The sequence below is a fragment of the Yersinia sp. 1652 StPb PI genome, from assembly GCF_041538345.1.
GTDB classification, from domain to species: domain Bacteria; phylum Pseudomonadota; class Gammaproteobacteria; order Enterobacterales; family Enterobacteriaceae; genus Yersinia; species Yersinia enterocolitica_E.
Window position 1 is genome coordinate 1,198,183 of record NZ_JAULSM010000002.1, and the last position, 17,910, is coordinate 1,216,092.

The window sequence follows — 17,910 nt, forward strand, 5'->3', positions numbered from 1 at the left end:
ATGTGCACGACTTGTGGTTGCGCCAGCGGCGAAACAAAGATCGAAGGCGACGACAGTCACCATCATGACCACGACCATCATGATCATCATCATGGCCACCATCATCACGATGACCACCACCATGATGATCACCATCATGACCACCCCAACGATGCCCAACCGCAAAAGACTCAGCATAAACATAAATATGTTGCCAAAGGCACGCAGCCGGTCATTGTCCATCATCACTATTATTACCATCAGGGCGATGTTCATCATCACTACCACGGTAAAACGCCTGAACCGGTAGCGATACCGGAACCAGCTCAGCCGGAAGCTGGACCCTTTGCGCCACAAGTGCATGCCGATCAACAAGGGCTACATTACGGACAGGGCGAGGCTGGCAGCCACGCACCGGGCATGGGCCAGCGCCGTTTGCTGCAAATCGAGCAAGACGTGCTGAGCAAAAATAACCAGTTAGCTCACCATAATCGTGAGCATTTTGTCGAACAACATATTCTGGCGCTGAATTTGGTTTCCAGCCCCGGCTCTGGCAAAACCACGCTACTGACCTCGACCTTGCAACTGCTGGCCGGGCAAGTGCCTTGCGCGGTAATTGAAGGTGATCAGCAAACCACCCATGATGCTGAACGTATTCGCGCCACTGGTGTGCCAGCGATTCAGGTCAATACCGGTAAAGGCTGCCATCTGGATGCGCAGATGGTGCACGATGCGGCACACCGTTTAGCACTGGCTGATGATAGCCTGCTGTTTATTGAAAATGTCGGCAATTTGGTGTGTCCGGCCAGCTTTGATCTGGGCGAACGCCATAAAGTGGCAGTATTGTCAGTTACTGAAGGCGAAGATAAGCCGCTGAAATACCCCCATATGTTTGCAGCTTCAACCCTGATGATTATCAATAAAATCGATCTGCTGCCCTATCTGGATTTTGATATTGAACAGTGCATTGCCTATGCCCGTCAGGTGAATCCTGATATTCAGGTGATTGCGCTGTCTGCCAGTAGCGGAGAGGGGATGGATTTGTGGCTGGAATGGCTGGAGACACAGCGATGTGCATAGGCGTTCCCGGCAAAATTGTGGCGGTGGGTGAAGACATTCACCAACTGGCATGGGTGGAAGTGAGCGGAGTGAAGCGTGAAATCAATATCGCACTGGTATGCGACGATACCCCAGCGGCATTGCTAGGTCAGTGGGTGTTGGTGCATGTTGGGTTTGCCATGAGCCTGCTTGACGAAGAAGAGGCGCAACAGACACTGGCCGCGCTGGAACATATGCAGGCAGTTGGGCTGGATTGGGATGCCAGCGCTGCAAGCGAGGCACGTGATGCGTTACGTTGATGAGTTTCGTGATCCCGCATTAGTGAGCGCATTATTGCAACGGATCGAACAGTTATTGCCGCAGATCGCGGATCAACAGCGCTTGCCACTGCAAATTATGGAAGTCTGCGGTGGGCACACTCATGCGATCTTCAAATTCGGCCTTGATCAACTGCTGCCTGATGGGTTGGAGTTTGTCCATGGACCGGGCTGCCCGGTGTGTGTGTTGCCGATGGGCCGCATTGATAGCTGTTTGGAAATTGCCGCGCATCCTGAGGTGATTTTTTGCACTTACGGTGATGCGATGCGTGTGCCAGGGCGCAATGGTTCGATGCTGGATGCCAAACGGCGCGGCGCGGATATTCGCGTGGTCTATTCGCCGTTGGATGCACTGACGCTGGCACAGCATAATCCTGATCGCCAAGTGGTGTTTTTTGGCCTCGGTTTTGAAACCACCATGCCTGCCAGTGCCTTAACCCTGCAACAAGCCAAACGGCTCGGGTTGAGCAATTTCACTGTGTTCTGCCAGCACATCACCATCATTCCTACCCTACGTAGCTTGCTGCAACAACCGGATGTGCGTATCGACGCTTTTCTGGCTCCCGGTCATGTCAGTATGGTGATTGGCACCACGCCATATGGCTTTATTTGCGACCAATTCCACAAGCCATTGGTGGTTACCGGTTTTGAGCCGCTGGATATCTTGCAGGGGCTGGTAATGCTGCTTGAACAGATGGTCAGCGGGCGTTGTGTGGTAGAGAACCAGTATCGGCGTATCGTGCCGGACAGTGGCAACTTACTGGCACAACAGGCACTGACAGAGGTTTTTGTTGCTAAAGCCAGCAGCGAATGGCGTGGTTTGGGGGAAATAGCGGATTCCGGCGTACAACTCAGCCCTGACTATACTGAATTTGATGCCGAATTACGTTTCAAACCGCAACAGCAGCGGGTGGCAGACTCTCCACGATCTCGCTGTGGTGATGTGCTGACTGGGCGTTGCAAGCCTGATCAATGCCCACTGTTCGGCGGTGAGTGTACGCCAGACAATGCTTTTGGCGCGCTGATGGTGTCATCCGAAGGGGCCTGCGCCGCTTATTATCAGTATCGATAACCCTTGGTATTTGAAGCTGCTGGGGGGGAGCTGCGTTCGCTTACAGCGCCTACCTGCAACTCCAATAACTTTGGGTTATTAATAAGGTCACAACTAAATGAATAAGAAAGAGATTACTCTGGCCCACGGCAGCGGTGGCCGGGCAATGCAGAGCTTGATCGAATCACTGTTTCTGGCGGAGTTTTCCAATCCGGCGCTGAATGAACGGGAAGATCAGGCGCGTATCGCGCTGACGAATCTAACCGTACAGGGCGATCGGCTGGCGGTATCTACCGACAGCTATGTCATTGATCCGATCTTTTTCCCCGGCGGCGATATCGGCAAGTTGGCCGTGTGCGGCACAGCAAATGATGTGGCGGTCAGTGGCGCAACACCACGCTATCTCTCCTGCGGTTTTATTCTGGAAGAAGGTTTGCCGATGGACGTTCTCACGCGCATTGTGCAATCAATGGCGGCTACTGCGCGGCAGGCAGGGATTCAGATAGTTACAGGTGATACCAAAGTCGTGCAGCGCGGCGCGGCAGATAAGATCTTTATCAATACCACCGGCATAGGAGTGATCCCCGCAGATATCCATTGGGGGACCGCGATGATCCGTGCTGGTGATCGGATCGTTGTCAGTGGCACTTTAGGTGATCATGGCGCGACCATTCTGAACCTGCGTGAAGGGCTGGGGCTGGAAGCAGAGCTGGTGAGCGATTGTGCGCTATTGGCGCCGTTGATAGCTCCGCTGCGAGCTATTGCCGGGGTGCGAGCGTTACGTGATGCTACCCGTGGCGGCGTGACGGCGATCCTACATGAATTTGCGGCCGCCAGCGGTTGCGGCATGGAGATCAACGAGTCAGATCTCCCCCTGAAACCGGCGGTGCGGGGTATTTGCGAATTGCTGGGGCTGGATGCACTCAACTTTGCCAACGAAGGTAAGCTGGTGCTGGTGGTGTCACCAGAGGCACAAGAATCGGTATTAACAGCGCTCCATAACCATCCACTCGGCCAGGATGCCGCCGTTATCGGGCAGGTGACTGAGAATAAACAAGTGCGCTTATGCGGTGCGTATGGTGTTTCGCGTAGACTGGATTTGCCTCTGGACGAGCCATTGCCCCGTATTTGCTGATCCCATTCGTCCTTGAAGCCGCAGGGGTGTTAGCTGCGTTCGCTCACCCGAATCACTGACTGATGTCAGCTCATAGGGATTTGCTTACTTGCTGCCTACCTGCAACTCCAATGACTTTTGGGAGTCTATTCGTCCTAGAAGCCGCAGGGGTGTTAGCTGCGTTCGCTCACCCGAATCACTGACTGATGTCAGCTCATCGGGATTTGCTTACTTGCTGCCTACCTGCAACTCCAATGACTTTTGGGAGTCTATTCGTCCTAGAAGCCGCAGGGGGGTTAGCTGCGTTCGTTCACCCGAATCACTGACTGATGTCAGCTCATCGGGATTTTCTTACTTGCTGCCTACCTGCAATTCCAATGACTTTTGGGAGCCCATTCGCACTTGAAGTGACAGGCGATTAACTAGTTGATAAGTGGGGAAATGTGCCGAATGGGTCGTAACGGCGTGAGCCGTCGAAGCGCCCATCGGTGCAGTCGCCCCGCAATCTCCGAGCTATAAAACAGGTTGCTGGCAGCCTTGTGAAGGAGTTTTAGTGGATAAAAATGGTCTCTGTCTGCGGGTAAAAGGTAAGGTGCAAGGCGTGGGTTTCCGCCCTTATATCTGGCAACTTGCCCACCGCTTTGCGCTAAGGGGCGATGTCAGTAACGACAGTGCGGGCGTGACGATTCACCTGTGGCAATCACCGGCGCTGGCGGATTTCTTACAGGCACTGCCGCGACATTGCCCGCCATTGGCACAAATTGATAGTGTCACCACCTCGCCCTACCATTGGGCGCAGCCACCGCTGGATTTTGTGATTCATCACAGCGGTGCCGGGCAGATGGATACGCAAATTGTACCGGATGCTGCAACCTGCGACGCCTGTTTGGCTGAAATGAACCATCCTGCCAATCGTCGCTACCGCTACCCGTTTATCAACTGCACCCATTGTGGCCCACGTTTTACTATTATCCACCGCATGCCCTATGACCGGCCTTATACCGCCATGCGCGAATTCCCGCTATGTGCTGCCTGTCAGGCAGAATATGACCATCCGGCCGATCGCCGTTTTCACGCCCAACCCAATGCCTGTGCCGATTGTGGCCCGCAATTGTGGCTAACGGGGCGAGAGGGACAGCCGATTGCGCACAACTTCGCGGCGCTAGAGCAAGCCGCAGCCGCCCTGTTGGCAGGAGATATTGTTGCCGTCAAAGGGCTGGGAGGATTCCATCTGGCGGTAGATGCCACCAATGCTGCTGCGGTGGCCCGTTTACGGCAGCGCAAGCAGCGACCTTCCAAGCCGCTGGCGGTGATGTTACCGCACGCCGACTGGTTATCACGCTGCGTGCAAAGTAACGATAGCGCCGCGTTATTACGCGTGTTACGTAGCCCTGCGGCTCCGATTGTGTTGGTTTCGTCGCGGGCTGATAGCCCGCTGTGTACGGCGCTGGCACCGGGCTTACCTGAAATTGGCGTGATGCTACCCGCCAATCCGTTACAACATTTGCTGCTGCAACAGGTCGGACGGCCTCTGGTGATGACCTCCGGTAATGGTCGTGGTAAACCCCCGGCATTGAGTAATGAGCAGGCGCTTAGTGCTCTGAGAGATATTGCTGACCACTGGTTATTGCACGATAGGAAAATTGTGCAGCGGGCCGATGACTCATTAGTGCGACTCACCGGCAGCAGTGCTGAAATGCTACGCCGAGCCAGAGGGTATGTGCCAGATGCTTTCGAGTTACCTCCGGGATTTAGCCAGCAGCCAGCAGTTCTGGCGCTGGGTGCGGATATGAAAAACACGTTTTGCCTGTTGCGTGATGGTAATGCAGTGTTGAGTCAACATCTGGGGGATCTGGAAGACCGCGATATCGCACAGCAACAGCAGCAGTTAGTGGCGCTGTTTTGCGATATTTACCATTTCACACCACAGGTGATAGCGGTGGATGCTCACCCCGGATACGTCAGCCACCAATTAGGGAAAACCCTGGCAGCACAATGGGATATCCCTTGTGTCGACATACTACATCATCATGCCCATCTGGTGGCTTGTCTGGCAGAGCATGGCTGGCCTCGCGAGGGTGGGGCGGTGATCGGTGTGGCACTGGATGGGCTGGGTTATGGCGCTGATGGTCAATTATGGGGTGGTGAATGCCTACGAGTAGATTATACGAGCTGTGAATACATTGGTGGCTTGCCCGCGGTGGCACTACCCGGTGGCGATCTGGCCTCGCGTCAACCGTGGCGCAACCTGCTGGCCCAGTTACAGCGCTATGTCCCCAATTGGCAACATTTGCCTGAGAGTGCGGCGATTCCTCAGCCGGAGGGTAGGGTATTGGCGCGGGCGATTGAGCGGGGGATTAATGCGCCGTTGGCCTCTTCAACTGGGCGCTTATTTGATGCAGTAGCGGCTGCGCTCAATCTTGCGCCGCTATCGATAAGTTGGGAGGGCGAAGCCGCCTGCCAGTTGGAAGCACTGGCGCGACAAAGTGCGGTTTCAGTGCCGCCAGTGACGATGCCGCTGTGCGATAACCAACTGGACTTAGCCACTTTCTGGCAGCAATGGTTGGCTTATGATGCCACTCCGGCTGAGCGGGCCTATGCGTTCCATTTTGCTCTGGCCCAAGGATTTGCTACTTTGGCGCGGCAGGCGGCCCAGTATTATCGTATTGATACTATTGCCTTTTCAGGTGGGGTGCTACATAACCGGTTACTGCGTGAGTTACTTAGCGCACAACTGCATGATTTCCAACTGTTGCTGCCCCAGCGCCTGCCTGCCGGTGATGGCGGGCTGGCTCTAGGGCAAGCACTGATTGCCGCTGCACGCAGCACTGGGTAGGGCCGACAACATACCACCAATGTGGAGTGAAGATTCCGGTTACTTGTGTTATTGCTGTTCAACGTCACGTAGCATCCTGTATACCCAGTAAACATACGTCTTAGAATAAGTAGAGGGTGAGTGACGCAGGACAAGTGCTTGATATTTGGCATTCAACACACCATGATTTGCGTAGCACGGTATGGGCTGACTTAATTGATGAAAAGGGGAGCACTGTGGCAGGTTACCAACCGCCTTATAGCATAACACCCAACATACTAAATCAGGTTGTTGAGGTCGGGGAACTATTGGGCCGTTGGGCTACGCAGGCTGAGCAATCTTCCACTTTGTTACGTAAAGAAAATCGTATTCGTACTATACAGGCATCGTTGGCAATCGAGCATAACAGTCTGACGACGGGACAAGTTACTGCGATCATGGAAGGTAAGCGGGTACTCGCACCGGCGAAAGATATCCAGGAAGTGCGCAACGCTATACTTGCCTATGAAAAGCTTCCCCACTGGCAAAGTCATCAACTTGATGATTTGTTAGCTGCACATCGTTTTTTAATGATGGGTTTAGTTGATACACCTGGGCTGCTACGCCACGGTAATGTGGGCGTTTATCGAGAGAAACAGCTTATTCATATGCCCCCCCCAGCCAATCAGTTACCGCGTTTAGTCGGTGATTTACTTAAATGGTTGCAGCACGCTGACATTCATCCACTGATTGCCAGTTCTATCTTCCACTACGAATTTGAATTTATCCACCCGTTTGCTGATGGTAATGGGCGTATGGGGCGCTTATGGCAAACGCTTATCCTCAGTGAATGGCGTTCAGAATTGGCATGGTTGCCGGTAGAAACTTTAATTCATAATCAGCAACAGGAATATTATCGGATATTGGGTAAGTGCGATCGGGCCAGCGACTGCACATTATTTATCGAGTTTATGTTGGAAAAACTGATTGGTGCATTAGCAGAAGGCATTGGTATGCAGAAAATAGATTCTTCCATGATGTCGGTAGAAATGTCGGTAGAAATGTCGGTAGAAAATTCACTTTCTCTTACGGTGACGGCTGAGCGGATCTTAGCAACCATCACTGCAAGTCCAACCATCACTATTGTCCAACTGGCAAGTGAACTCAGTGTAAGTAATCGGACGATTGAACGTAATATCAAGATATTACAGGAGAAAGGCCGCCTGGTAAGAGTCGGTGCTACAAAAAGCGGGTATTGGCAGGTGACTTGATGGCATTGATATTTTTTACGGTAGCCTTATCCACAAGCTTTAGCTCAGATCGCGCCAGAGTAAGGTCTATATGCATCTCCAGATGTAACGATAATTTGCTAAGGTGGGGGAATTATAAATACCATGCACACTGATACGCCTATTACACCCGCTCTATTTCCTGATGCACTGGCGGCGGCCTGCTTGTTGCAATTCCAAGCGACACCGCCATTAGTCCATTGCCTGACTAATGAGGTAGTACAGTCCTTCACTGCCAATGTGTTACTGGCATTAGGGGCTTTTCCTGCCATGGTGGTTGAAGCTGAAGAGGCCGCACAATTTAGTACAATGGCGAACAGTTTACTTATCAATATCGGCACGTTACACCGTGCTCAGGCCGAATCCATGCTGGCGGCAATCCAGGCGGCAAATCAATCCTCCACCCCTTGGGTGCTGGACCCCGTTGCGGTCGGCGGGCTTGTTTATCGTACTAATTTTGCCCATCAATTATTAGCGCTAAAACCTGCGGCGATACGGGGTAACGCCTCGGAAATCATGGCATTAAGCGGTATGGCGACCATGGGGCGTGGGGTGGATAGTGTCGATTCTTCGGTGAGTGCACTGCCTGCTGCTCGCCAATTGGCACTACAGGTGCAGACTGTGGTTGCGGTTACCGGTGAGGTGGATTATATCACCGACGGCCTGCGTGATTTTGCCGTGACTGGTGGCGATAAACTGATGACTCGGGTAGTGGGGACGGGGTGCGCACTTTCTGCCGTGGTAGCGGCATTTTGCGCACAGGAAGGTGACCGTTTACATCATGTGGCAACGGCTTGCCGGGTGATGTCACAAGTCGGCGGGCAGGTATCTCAGCAGGTGGCAGGCCCTGGTAGCTTTATTCCAGCTTTTCTGGATGGCCTTTATCAACTGAAAATAAGCGATCTGGTTTAGCCTCTCCCCGGCTAATCTCTTAAAAATAGCGTTACCGCTCAGCCCTATCGCCTTGAGCGTCAGCGGCTGAACGGCCCTCAGTCATAATGTGTATTACGGATAAGAACTGATAAATCATCCAGTTTCATTGGCTTACCCAAGAAATAACCCTGAACTTCATCACACATCAGAGTCTGTAACTGCCCGAGCTGTTCGGCGGTTTCTACCCCTTCGGCGGTCACCGTCATGGACAGTGCATGGCCGAGGTTAATGATCCCTTCGACAATTGATTGGCCTTCATGTGACTCGGCCAGTTCATCGGTAAAGCTCTTATCAATTTTCAATCCATCGAACGGGAAGCGGCGCAGATAATTCAGTGAGGAATATCCAGTACCAAAGTCATCCATCGATAAGCGCACACCCAGGGTTTTCAATGCTGTCATGGTTTTAAAGGCACCATCGGCATCTTCAATCATTATCCGCTCGGTGATTTCCAGCTCCAATCGATGGCTAGGTAGCCCGGTGAGCAGCAGGACTTGGCGCACTCGTTCTATCAGGCGCTGGTTCCTGAATTCAACCGCAGAAATATTAACGGAAACAATCAGTGACGAGGGCCATGTCGATGCATCCTGACATGCCTGTAGCATGGTCCAGTCGCTAATTGAGGTGATAAGCCCCGTCTCTTCGGCCAGCGCAATAAATTGATCCGGCATCAGCAGCCCCAAAATTGGGTGGTTCCAGCGCACCAAGGCTTCAGCACCCGTCAGCTGTGTTCCCTCAATACGGTAGCGTGGCTGGTAATAAAGGTTAAATTCGTTGTGCTTAACGGCCTGACGTAAAAAACGCTCTAGCTCACTGCGTTGCATCAGGCGTTCATTCATTTCACTGGAGTAGAAGCTCCAACGGTTACGGCCACTGTTTTTAGCTTCATACATGGCAATATCTGCAAATCGTAATAGCTCTTCTGCTTGCATTGAGTCTTGAGGTGCCAGTGCAATACCAATGCTGGCCCCGATATAAATATCCTGATCATTTATCACGTAAGGACTTTCGATTCGGGTGATAACGCGCGCACAAAGCTGTTCAATTTCTTTGCGTGACGCAAGACCTGTGATAATTAGAACGAATTCATCTCCCCCCTGACGCGCGACTAAATCTTGATCACGCAAACAACTTCTTAGGCGTTCAGATACCTGATGCAGTACCAGATCACCGGTAACATGGCCAAAAGTGTCGTTAACAGGTTTAAATTTATCCAAGTCAACATTGAGGATCACCAGCGGGTGGGGGGCCGCAGCTAAATGGCGTAACTTATTTTCCAGGAATTCTTTCATTCGCAGACGGTTGGGTAAACCGGTCAATGCATCATGTAGAGATAGGTGTTGAATCCGTTCCTGTGCTTCTATTTCACGGGTGATATCCGATGCGGTGCCACGGAACCCAATGGTTTCGTTGTTTTGGATGATAGGTTTGGCATAGATACGGCAAATGCGTTTATCGCCCTTGGCGGAGAAATAAGTGCATTGCAACTCATTGCGAGATTCCGTCAGATGGGTGTGCTGTAACCAAGAGCGCAGCGGGATAATGTCACAATTTAACAGTGAATCAAGATTACGCCCCAGCCAGTACTCCACACTTAATCCGGTAATGGTCAAAAACCGTTGCGACAGGTAGGTGATGCGTAAATCGGCATCGGTTTCCCATAACCAGTCGGTAGCAGCTTCGGCGACATGACGAAAGCGTTCTTCGCTGGCGATTAAAGCAGATTTGTTTTCATCCGCTACCCGTGCTTCTGACATCGCCCGCCGCAGAACTAACCAGCCGGTCAGCCCAAGAATCAACGCAACCAGCATCAGTAGTGGGAGTAATATGTTGAGCAGTTGCGCGCCGGGCATATCCTGATTCCAATGCAGCGTCAATGCGCTGTTATCACTGGCAGATAATAGAACTGACGGGCTGGATGCCGCGTCTTTTTCATCCTCAGGGGTACGCAGTTGATGAATACCATAATCTTCGCCCAAGGTATTTAGCTCGGGCTGTGTCAGTAAATCGATAAACACCAGAACAGAGGGTGCTCCAGCCACTGTTTTAACGCGTGGATCACTACCAGTGGTTAAGGCCGCAGCCGCAACAATGGCCGGTTGCCCAGCCACGTCGATGGTTTCAGTTGCAATATATTGTTTGTCTGCCCGCGCTCGGGCGGCGTCAATCAACGGGGTCATATCTTTGTTGAGCCAATCGGGCAGGCTAATATTTTTCAGTTGCCCATTGATGACCGAATAACGGGTTTTTCCTGGCCCATCAACGACAAACACTCCCTCATAATTAAAGTCGCTATACAGTGACGGCCCCAGATTTTGGCTGACAAAAGCCCAGTCAGGATCGACTTTTACATGCAAATGTTCATAAGCATCACCCCAGAAAGCATTGTCTTTTATTCGGGTTTTTATTGAGTCTTGCCGCATTTTCCAGGCTTTTTCTACCAGAAAACGGCTTTGAGATGTCGCTTGTTCATTTAATTGCGAGGCGATATAGATAATGCCTACCGCTGCAATAATGATGGTTGCCCCAACCAGCAAGGCCATGGCCTGTAAAGTTTGTTTTGCAAAGAAAACATTATCTCCTTTTGCCCGTGATGGTGATTCTGGCTGGCTGGAGTCCGTCATAGTGAGTTCCCTTGGCACTTACAAAATTTAGGCTGATCCTCAATAGGATAAAACATCCATTTAATCAGCAGGAAGTGAAGACTCAGAAGAAATATAAACTAACATGAATATAATCTTAGTCTCTTATCATTATAGGTGTAATACGTTACCTTCTCTTTGGCCCGCAAAAGGTTGCGCGCCCGTTATGAAATTATCACTTTTTGCCGAGAGTAAGGAATGACCATGGTTACACTGAATTTGGTTTGGTCCACGCTAATCAATTACGTGCCACGAATCCTACGGACTCGGCTGAATTTGCTCTTGCTGTTGAGTCTTGTGACACATCAGGTTTTTGCAGCAGCACCGCTGCCTGCGGTGACTGTTTCGGTCGTAACCTCAATCACACCAGATACTGCGTTACAGTATTTGGGGCGCGTGGAGGCGATTCAGGCGGTGGATGTGACGACCCGCACCGAAGGGTTTATTGCTGCGCGGTTGTTTACTGAAGGGCAGATGGTCAAGCAGGGCTCTCTATTGTATGAAATTGATCCCGCGTTGCATCAGGCCGCAGTAACGCAGGCCCAGGCGCAGTTAGACAGTGCGACTGCCAGTGCTAATCATGCTCAGGTGAACCTCACCCGCTTACAGCGTTTGGGAAGTAATCGCTCGGTCAGCCAGGCGGAAGTTGACGAAGCACAAGCGCAGCGCGATATTAGCCGCGCGGCGGTAGCTCAGGCGCAGGCGAACCTGCAAATCCAGCAATTACAGCTCAGTTTTACCCGTATTTACGCGCCGATAACCGGTCAGATTGGTCACAGCCGTTTTAATGTCGGTAGCCTAATTAATCCCGCCAGCGGCACGTTGGTCAATATTGTCCAACTTGATCCGATTCGGGTAGCTATTGCAGTGAATGAACGAGATTACATTACAGCAACCTATCAGTTGTCGGTTGCAGGTCCCTCTGCTGACAGCAGCACATTGCCGTTTGGCAACTTTACTCCCCGTATTCAACTGGCGAATGGTAAGCAGTACCCGGAACGCGGCGTTTTTGAGTCCGTTGATAATCAAATTGATAAACAGACCGGTACCGTTACCCTGCGTACCCGTTTTGCCAATCCACGGCATTTATTACTGCCCGGTGGGGTGGTGAATGTGTCGCTGGCAGCAGAAATGGCAAAACCGGTTACTGTCATACCGATTGCCGCATTGCAGCAGAATAAGCAGGGACACTTTGTTTTGGTGGTGAACGATAAAGATCAGGTCGATGTGCGGCAAGTGACGTTGGGTGAGCAGTTTGAACAACAATATGAAGTGACTGACGGGCTGAAAGTGGGCGAGCGAGTGATTGTGGCAGGGCTACAACATGTCCGGCCAGGGATGACGGTTAGCGCCAGCGTTGCTACACCACTGACAGTAAATTAAGGGGAAGGCCAGATGCTGCATTTCTTTATCCGTCGGCCCAAGTTTGCCATTGTTATTGCACTGGTGATAACCATTGTTGGCTGGGTGTCGTTGTATGTGATTCCGGTGGAACAATATCCTGATATTACGCCACCGGTGGTTTCCGTGAGTGCCGTCTACCCCGGAGCCAGTGCCCGCGATGTTGCACAAGCCGTGGCCTCACCACTGGAAGCGCAGGTCAACGGTGTCAGCAATATGCTGTATATGGAATCGACCAGTGCTAATAACGGCAGTTATCAGTTAAGTATTACCTTTGCCAGTGGTACCGACCCCGATATGGCGGCGGTTGAGGTGCAAAACCGCATTTCTCAGGTGAGTGCTCAGTTGCCGGCGGAGGTGAATGAAAACGGTATTTCCGTGCGCAAACGGGCCTCTAACTTGTTGCTGGGAGTCAGTGTTTTTTCACCGAAACAAACCCATGATGCGCTGTTTGTCAGCAATTACACCAGTATTCAGTTGCGTGATGCCATTGCGCGTATCAATGGTGTCGGCGATGTACAGGTATTTGGCGCGCGTGATTACAGCATGCGGGTTTGGCTCAATCCGCAACGGATGGAATCACTGAATGTCAGCGTGCAGGATATTGTCGCAGCATTACAACAGCAAAACGTACAGGCGGCTGCCGGGCAGATTGGCTCATCACCGTCGGTGCCCGGTCAACAGCAAACCCTGACCATCAGTGGACAAGGGCGGCTAACGGACCCACAACAGTTTGCTAATGTGATTATTCGTAGCAATCCTCAGGGCGGCATGATTCGGTTAGGTGATGTTGCTCGCGTGGCACTGGGGGCGCAGAACTATCAGGTCAGTGCGGCGCAAAACCAGACTGAATCGGCATTTTTAGTGGTTTATCCGGTGCCGGGTGCCAACGCGTTAAATGTGGCTAATGGGGTGCGGGATGAAATGGCCCGGCTATCAGCCTCTTTCCCGCCAGACCTGACGTATGAAATCAATTACGACTCCACCCTGCCGGTTACCGCAACATTGCATGAAATCGCAGTGTCACTGACGTTAACCTTAATTGTGGTATTGGCGGTGGTGTATCTGTTTTTGCAAAGTATGCGGGCGACTTTTATCGTCGCGCTTACCATTCCGGTCTCCCTGCTCGGCACCTTCGCTGTACTGTATATCTTTGGTTATTCGGCCAATACCCTGAGCCTGTTTGCCATTATTCTGGCGCTAACCATTGTGGTGGATGACGCTATTGTGGTGGTGGAAAACGTCGAGCGCTTATTAGCGAATGACCCTGATCTGTCACCGGCGCAAGCAACCAGACAGGCGATGACTCAAATTGCCGGGCCGATTATCGCAACCACCCTGGTACTGATGGCGGTATTCGTGCCGATTGCCATTTTGCCAGGGATTATCGGTGAGCTATACCGGCAGTTTGCGGTAACACTGTCGGCGGCGGTGATTTTATCCAGTATCAATGCATTAACCTTAAGTCCGGCGCTGTGTGCGGTATTGCTGAAACGGCGCACATTGGCAGATACCGGTCTGTTCGGCGGTATTAATCGTGGGCTTGATCGCGCCCGCGACGGTTACGTTTCATTGACCGGCCGTATCAGTAGCCGCGCGGTATTCAGTATCGTCGCGCTACTGCTGGTGGGGCTGGCAACCTGGTGGGGTTACACGCGGTTACCCACCTCGTTTCTGCCGGAGGAAGATCAGGGATACTTCTTTGTCAGTTTACAACTACCAGATGGGGCTTCGCTTAATCGGACTCAGACGGTGATGGACCAGATGTATCAAGTGGTTACTGATAATGATGCTGTCGAGGATGTGATAAAAATCACCGGCTTCAGTTTGCTTAGCGGCAACAACTCGCCCAATGCCGGGTTTGCCATTGTGATGCTCAAACCTTGGGGGCAACGGCCTCATATTGATCGCGTGCTGGCCAGTATTCAGGCCAATTTGGCCGCTATCCCTTCGGCGATGATCATGGCAGTAAACCCACCGGCTATTGCCGGGTTGGGCAGTGCTTCTGGATTTGATTTACGTATTCAGGCGTTGTTAGGCCAGTCACCGCAAGAGTTGGCGCAGGTGAGTCAGGGAATTATTTTTGCCGCTAATCAGGACCCGAAACTCAGCCGGGTATTTACCACCTTCAGCGCCTCGGTGCCTGAAACTAATCTGAGTATCGATCGTGACCGCGCCGCGCTGTTACAGGTACCGGTCAGCCGAATCTTCCAAACCTTGCAAACGTCACTTGGGGGGATGAATGCGGGGGATTTTACCCTGAATAACCGTATGTTCCGGGTGCAATTACAAAATGATATGGATTTCCGCCAGCGCACCGCGCAGATAAATAGTCTGAATGTGCGCAGTGACAATGGTGCATTGGTCAGTCTGGCCAATCTGGTGACATTAACCCCCTCAGTGGGTGCGCCCTTTATCAGTAATTTCAACCAGTTCCCTTCGGTAGCCATCAGCGGTTCTGCGGCTGATGGTGCCAGCTCTGGTCAGGCAATAACGGCGATGGAGTCGTTATTGGCACAGAATTTACCGTCAGGTTACAGCTATAGCTGGAGCGGAATGTCGTGGCAGGAGCAGCAAACCGGCGGGCAAGTGGTGTTTATCTATCTTGCTGCATTGGTCTTTGCCTATCTGTTTTTAGTCGCCCAATATGAGAGTTGGAGTATTCCGCTGGTAGTTATCCTCTCGGTGGTGTTTGCCGTAGGCGGGGCGGTAGCAGGGCTGGCGGCAATGGGTTTTGCCAACGATGTGTACGCGCAAATCGGCTTAGTGTTGCTGATAGGGCTGGCGGCTAAGAATGCGATTTTGATCGTCGAATTTTCTAAAGCCCGCAGAGAAGAGGGCGCGAGTATCCGTGATGCGGCACAGGAAGGTGCTAAGCAGCGTTTTCGTGCGGTTATGATGACTGCTATTTCGTTTATCCTCGGGGTGATGCCACTGGTTTTTGCCAGTGGAGCCGGGGCGATGAGCCGTCAAATTATCGGTATCACCGTGTTTGGTGGCATGTTGATGGCCACTGCGGTGGGGATACTGTTTATTCCCGCACTGTATCTGCATATTCAGCGGCTGCGAGAATGGGTGAAAACCCGCAAAGAGGATTCTGGCAGCGACCCGCAACCTTGAGCCGATGTGTAAAAGTGAAAACCCGCCGCTGGCGGGTTTTTTCTTATTGTGGATCAGGCTTTGTGGTAACTCATATCGCTATCCATCACTAAATGACAGTCAGCGGGCTGGCTGAACTGCAATACCTTGAACACATTAGGGCCGTCAGTGGCGAGGTAAAAATCCTCGGCCTGCTGTGGCGATAAACCGCCACGGATCTTGCGCTCAATCAGGCGATCCCGCAGTAATTCTGGGGCGGCATTAATATAAATAGTGTAATCAGCCAGTGCTTTCAACTGCTGCCAACCGGGTTGTTGCAGTAATAACCAATTGCCCTCCAGCACGATAATCGGTGCGTCGACAATAATGGCATCTTCAACCGGGTCATGTAACCGGCGGTCATAGGCAGGCCAGGTCGCGCCAGGTTGCTGCAAGCGGTGGATTGCCTGACGCAGCTTAGGCAAATCAAAGGTTTCTGGTGCTCCCTTTTTACTGCGTAACTGGTGGGCATCAAGGTAGTGATTGTAGTGGTGAAAGCCGTCCATAGGCAGACATTGTACCGGTGTTAGAGTGGTATCCCGTTGGGAAAGCCATTGCCAAAATGTGGCGAGGGTGGATTTACCGGTACCGGGTGGCGCGCATAAAAAAACCACCATGCGGCGCTGAAGTTGCTGTTGTTGCTGAGACAGTGAGGCTAATAGTGGCAGATGCAGATGAGTAATATCGCGGTCGGGAAAATGCGCGCTGTTCTGTAGCCCATTAATGTTAAGTTCCACTCTCATAAGTCAGTTCCTGTAATAATGACGTCACTGCCAACGTCAGCCCGGTTTTCACCATATTCCCGTAGCGGGTCTGATTAAAAATGGTGAAGTCAGAAAACTTCATCTTTTCAATCATTTGAAATAAGGTTTTATTCTGGGTCACGGCATTGAGATTACCCATAAATTCATAAACGATATCGTCATGAAACTCAGTAATATCTCCGGTTTCCTGCAAATGCTCACTGAGCTGAGAAAATAACAAAATATCGGCATAAACCGCTTTTGTTATTTGCCCCAACGCATAAATTAAGCGCAAAGAAACATCCAGACTGTCCAGTGGGCCTGACTTGGCTAATAAAGGCTTGACGGCGTATTCCTGAATATCTTCATCATTATTGATAAATAAATAGGGCAGAAGGCTTTTAATACCCTGAAATAAGATCTCATTGGCATTCAGCAGAAAATCATTGAGATTTTCAGGGCTGGCGAGCCTTTCGAGTACGTCATCTTCAGTTAATGCAGTCATCCTACCCTTAACACCATTATCGATAGTGGAGGGAGTTGATGATATTACAGGTGTTATCCAGCCCGTTAATCAAAAGTGTTTGGGTTTGAAGTTGGCCCCCATTTTTTTCCTTAATACCGGTGACGATATCACCCTGAGTGATGCCGGTTGCGGAAAAAATAATCTGCCCGGAGCGCACCAATTCGCTCAGAGAATAGACCTGATTAAGGTTAACCCCCATTTGCTGGCAGCGTTGGTGCTCCGTGAGGGCAATATCCCGATTGGTCACGCTTTCCCCTTTGGCCTGACAAAAGTCGATCAATTCAGCTTGCATATCGCCGCCCAAAGCACGAATGGCACAGGCCGAGATAACGCCTTCAGGTGCGCCGCCGATGCAATACATCACATCGGCCTGCCCGTTGGATAAGCAGGTCATCAGGCTGGCGGCCACATCGCCGTCCGCAATAGCATAAACTTTAACACCGAGTGCATTGGCCTGTTCGATAGCCTGCTGATGGCGCGGTTTGTCGAGGGTAATCATGCGTAACGTATTTAAAGGTTTGTTTAACTTAGCCGCCACACAGCGCAGGTTTTCTGTCAGTGAACGGCGCAAGTCAATGGAACCTTTGGCTTGTGCACCTACCACTAATTTTCGCATATACATATCAGGCGCATGTAACAACATTCCTCGTGGGGCAAAAGCAATCACAGCCAGCGCATTGGCTTGCCCCATCGCGACCATGCGGGTACCTTCAATAGGATCAACAGCAATATCAACAGGTGGCCCACCGGCACCGAGTTGTTCGCCAATATACAGCATCGGCGCATGGTCAATTTCGCCTTCTCCGATAACAATGCTTCCTTGCATCGTCATCTGATTTAAGGCCTCGCGCATGGCGCTGACGGCAACGCCATCAATAAGGTTTTTGTTACCGCAGCCGAGCAGTGGCCAGGCCGCCATTGCTG

General features: G+C 51.6%; 13 protein-coding genes. 9 read left to right on the forward strand and 4 right to left on the reverse strand.

The window, feature by feature from the left end; all coding sequences use genetic code 11:
* From hypB to thiM, 7 genes are all read left to right on the forward strand, one after another.
* A complete protein-coding gene (gene hypB / locus Q2T71_RS21955; protein WP_372560532.1) occupies positions 1–1,059 on the forward strand; it encodes a hydrogenase nickel incorporation protein HypB in 1,059 nt (352 codons plus the stop codon).
* Positions 1,050–1,337, forward strand: coding sequence for a hydrogenase maturation factor HybG (gene hybG, locus Q2T71_RS21960; protein WP_083162471.1), 288 nt, complete (start codon positions 1,050–1,052; stop codon positions 1,335–1,337). The genes hypB and hybG overlap by 10 nt, the downstream gene beginning before the upstream one ends.
* On the forward strand, positions 1,324–2,427 hold the full coding sequence (hypD, locus tag Q2T71_RS21965) for a hydrogenase formation protein HypD (RefSeq protein ID WP_372560533.1): 1,104 nt from the start codon (positions 1,324–1,326) through the stop codon (positions 2,425–2,427). Before hybG ends, hypD begins: the two co-directional genes overlap by 14 nt.
* 97 nt (positions 2,428–2,524) lie before the next feature.
* Entirely contained in the window at positions 2,525–3,541 is a 1,017-nt protein-coding gene (hypE, locus tag Q2T71_RS21970; RefSeq protein WP_372560534.1) for a hydrogenase expression/formation protein HypE, read from the forward strand.
* Between the two features lie 532 nt (positions 3,542–4,073).
* Positions 4,074–6,356 (forward strand): carbamoyltransferase HypF, encoded by a 2,283-nt coding sequence (hypF, locus tag Q2T71_RS21975; protein WP_372560535.1) that lies wholly within the window; start codon positions 4,074–4,076, stop codon positions 6,354–6,356.
* Positions 6,357–6,571: 215 nt separating this feature from the next.
* A complete protein-coding gene (locus Q2T71_RS21980) occupies positions 6,572–7,585 on the forward strand; it encodes a Fic family protein (protein ID WP_372560701.1) in 1,014 nt (337 codons plus the stop codon).
* Positions 7,586–7,708: 123 nt separating this feature from the next.
* Positions 7,709–8,515 carry a hydroxyethylthiazole kinase gene (thiM, locus tag Q2T71_RS21985; RefSeq protein WP_372560536.1) on the forward strand — a complete coding sequence of 269 codons (807 nt, stop codon included), beginning with the start codon at positions 7,709–7,711 and terminating at the stop codon, positions 8,513–8,515.
* 77 nt (positions 8,516–8,592) lie between these two features.
* On the opposite strand, the gene Q2T71_RS21990 is transcribed toward thiM, so the two are convergent.
* On the reverse strand, positions 8,593–11,160 hold the full coding sequence (locus Q2T71_RS21990) for an EAL domain-containing protein (protein WP_372560537.1): 2,568 nt from the start codon (positions 11,158–11,160) through the stop codon (positions 8,593–8,595).
* A 222-nt stretch (positions 11,161–11,382) separates the two neighbouring features.
* On the opposite strand from Q2T71_RS21990, the gene Q2T71_RS21995 reads away from it, so the two are divergent.
* Both Q2T71_RS21995 and Q2T71_RS22000 read left to right on the forward strand, forming a co-directional pair.
* Positions 11,383–12,561 (forward strand): efflux RND transporter periplasmic adaptor subunit, encoded by a 1,179-nt coding sequence (locus Q2T71_RS21995; RefSeq protein WP_372560538.1) that lies wholly within the window; start codon positions 11,383–11,385, stop codon positions 12,559–12,561.
* 12 nt (positions 12,562–12,573) lie between these two features.
* Entirely contained in the window at positions 12,574–15,699 is a 3,126-nt protein-coding gene (locus Q2T71_RS22000) for an efflux RND transporter permease subunit (protein WP_372560539.1), read from the forward strand.
* A 53-nt stretch (positions 15,700–15,752) separates the two neighbouring features.
* Here Q2T71_RS22000 and Q2T71_RS22005 read toward each other — a convergent pair whose 3' ends face one another.
* The 3 genes from Q2T71_RS22005 to glpX are packed head-to-tail and all read right to left on the reverse strand — an operon-like array spanning position 15,753 to position 17,905.
* Entirely contained in the window at positions 15,753–16,460 is a 708-nt protein-coding gene (locus Q2T71_RS22005) for a nucleoside/nucleotide kinase family protein (protein WP_372560540.1), read from the reverse strand.
* Positions 16,444–16,965 carry an MltR family transcriptional regulator gene (locus Q2T71_RS22010; protein ID WP_372560541.1) on the reverse strand — a complete coding sequence of 174 codons (522 nt, stop codon included), beginning with the start codon at positions 16,963–16,965 and terminating at the stop codon, positions 16,444–16,446. The genes Q2T71_RS22005 and Q2T71_RS22010 overlap by 17 nt, the downstream gene beginning before the upstream one ends.
* A 16-nt stretch (positions 16,966–16,981) precedes the next feature.
* A complete protein-coding gene (gene glpX, locus Q2T71_RS22015; protein ID WP_372560702.1) occupies positions 16,982–17,905 on the reverse strand; it encodes a class II fructose-bisphosphatase in 924 nt (307 codons plus the stop codon).
* Positions 17,906–17,910 lie beyond the last annotated feature (5 nt).

Bases quoted from the DNA above. Each gene is read 5' to 3' on its own strand.
- hypB (WP_372560532.1), top strand. From the start codon at position 1: ATGTGCACGACTTGTGGTTGCGCCAGCGGCGAAACAAAGATCGAAGGC.
- hybG (WP_083162471.1), top strand. From the start codon at position 1,050: ATGTGCATAGGCGTTCCCGGCAAAATTGTGGCGGTGGGTGAAGACATT.
- hypD (WP_372560533.1), top strand. From the start codon at position 1,324: ATGCGTTACGTTGATGAGTTTCGTGATCCCGCATTAGTGAGCGCATTA.
- hypE (WP_372560534.1), top strand. From the start codon at position 2,525: ATGAATAAGAAAGAGATTACTCTGGCCCACGGCAGCGGTGGCCGGGCA.
- thiM (WP_372560536.1), top strand. From the start codon at position 7,709: ATGCACACTGATACGCCTATTACACCCGCTCTATTTCCTGATGCACTG.
- Q2T71_RS21990 (WP_372560537.1), bottom strand. From the start codon at position 11,160: ATGACGGACTCCAGCCAGCCAGAATCACCATCACGGGCAAAAGGAGAT.
- Q2T71_RS21995 (WP_372560538.1), top strand. From the start codon at position 11,383: ATGGTTACACTGAATTTGGTTTGGTCCACGCTAATCAATTACGTGCCA.
- Q2T71_RS22000 (WP_372560539.1), top strand. From the start codon at position 12,574: ATGCTGCATTTCTTTATCCGTCGGCCCAAGTTTGCCATTGTTATTGCA.
- Q2T71_RS22005 (WP_372560540.1), bottom strand. From the start codon at position 16,460: ATGAGAGTGGAACTTAACATTAATGGGCTACAGAACAGCGCGCATTTT.
- Q2T71_RS22010 (WP_372560541.1), bottom strand. From the start codon at position 16,965: ATGACTGCATTAACTGAAGATGACGTACTCGAAAGGCTCGCCAGCCCT.
- glpX (WP_372560702.1), bottom strand. From the start codon at position 17,905: ATGGCGGCCTGGCCACTGCTCGGCTGCGGTAACAAAAACCTTATTGAT.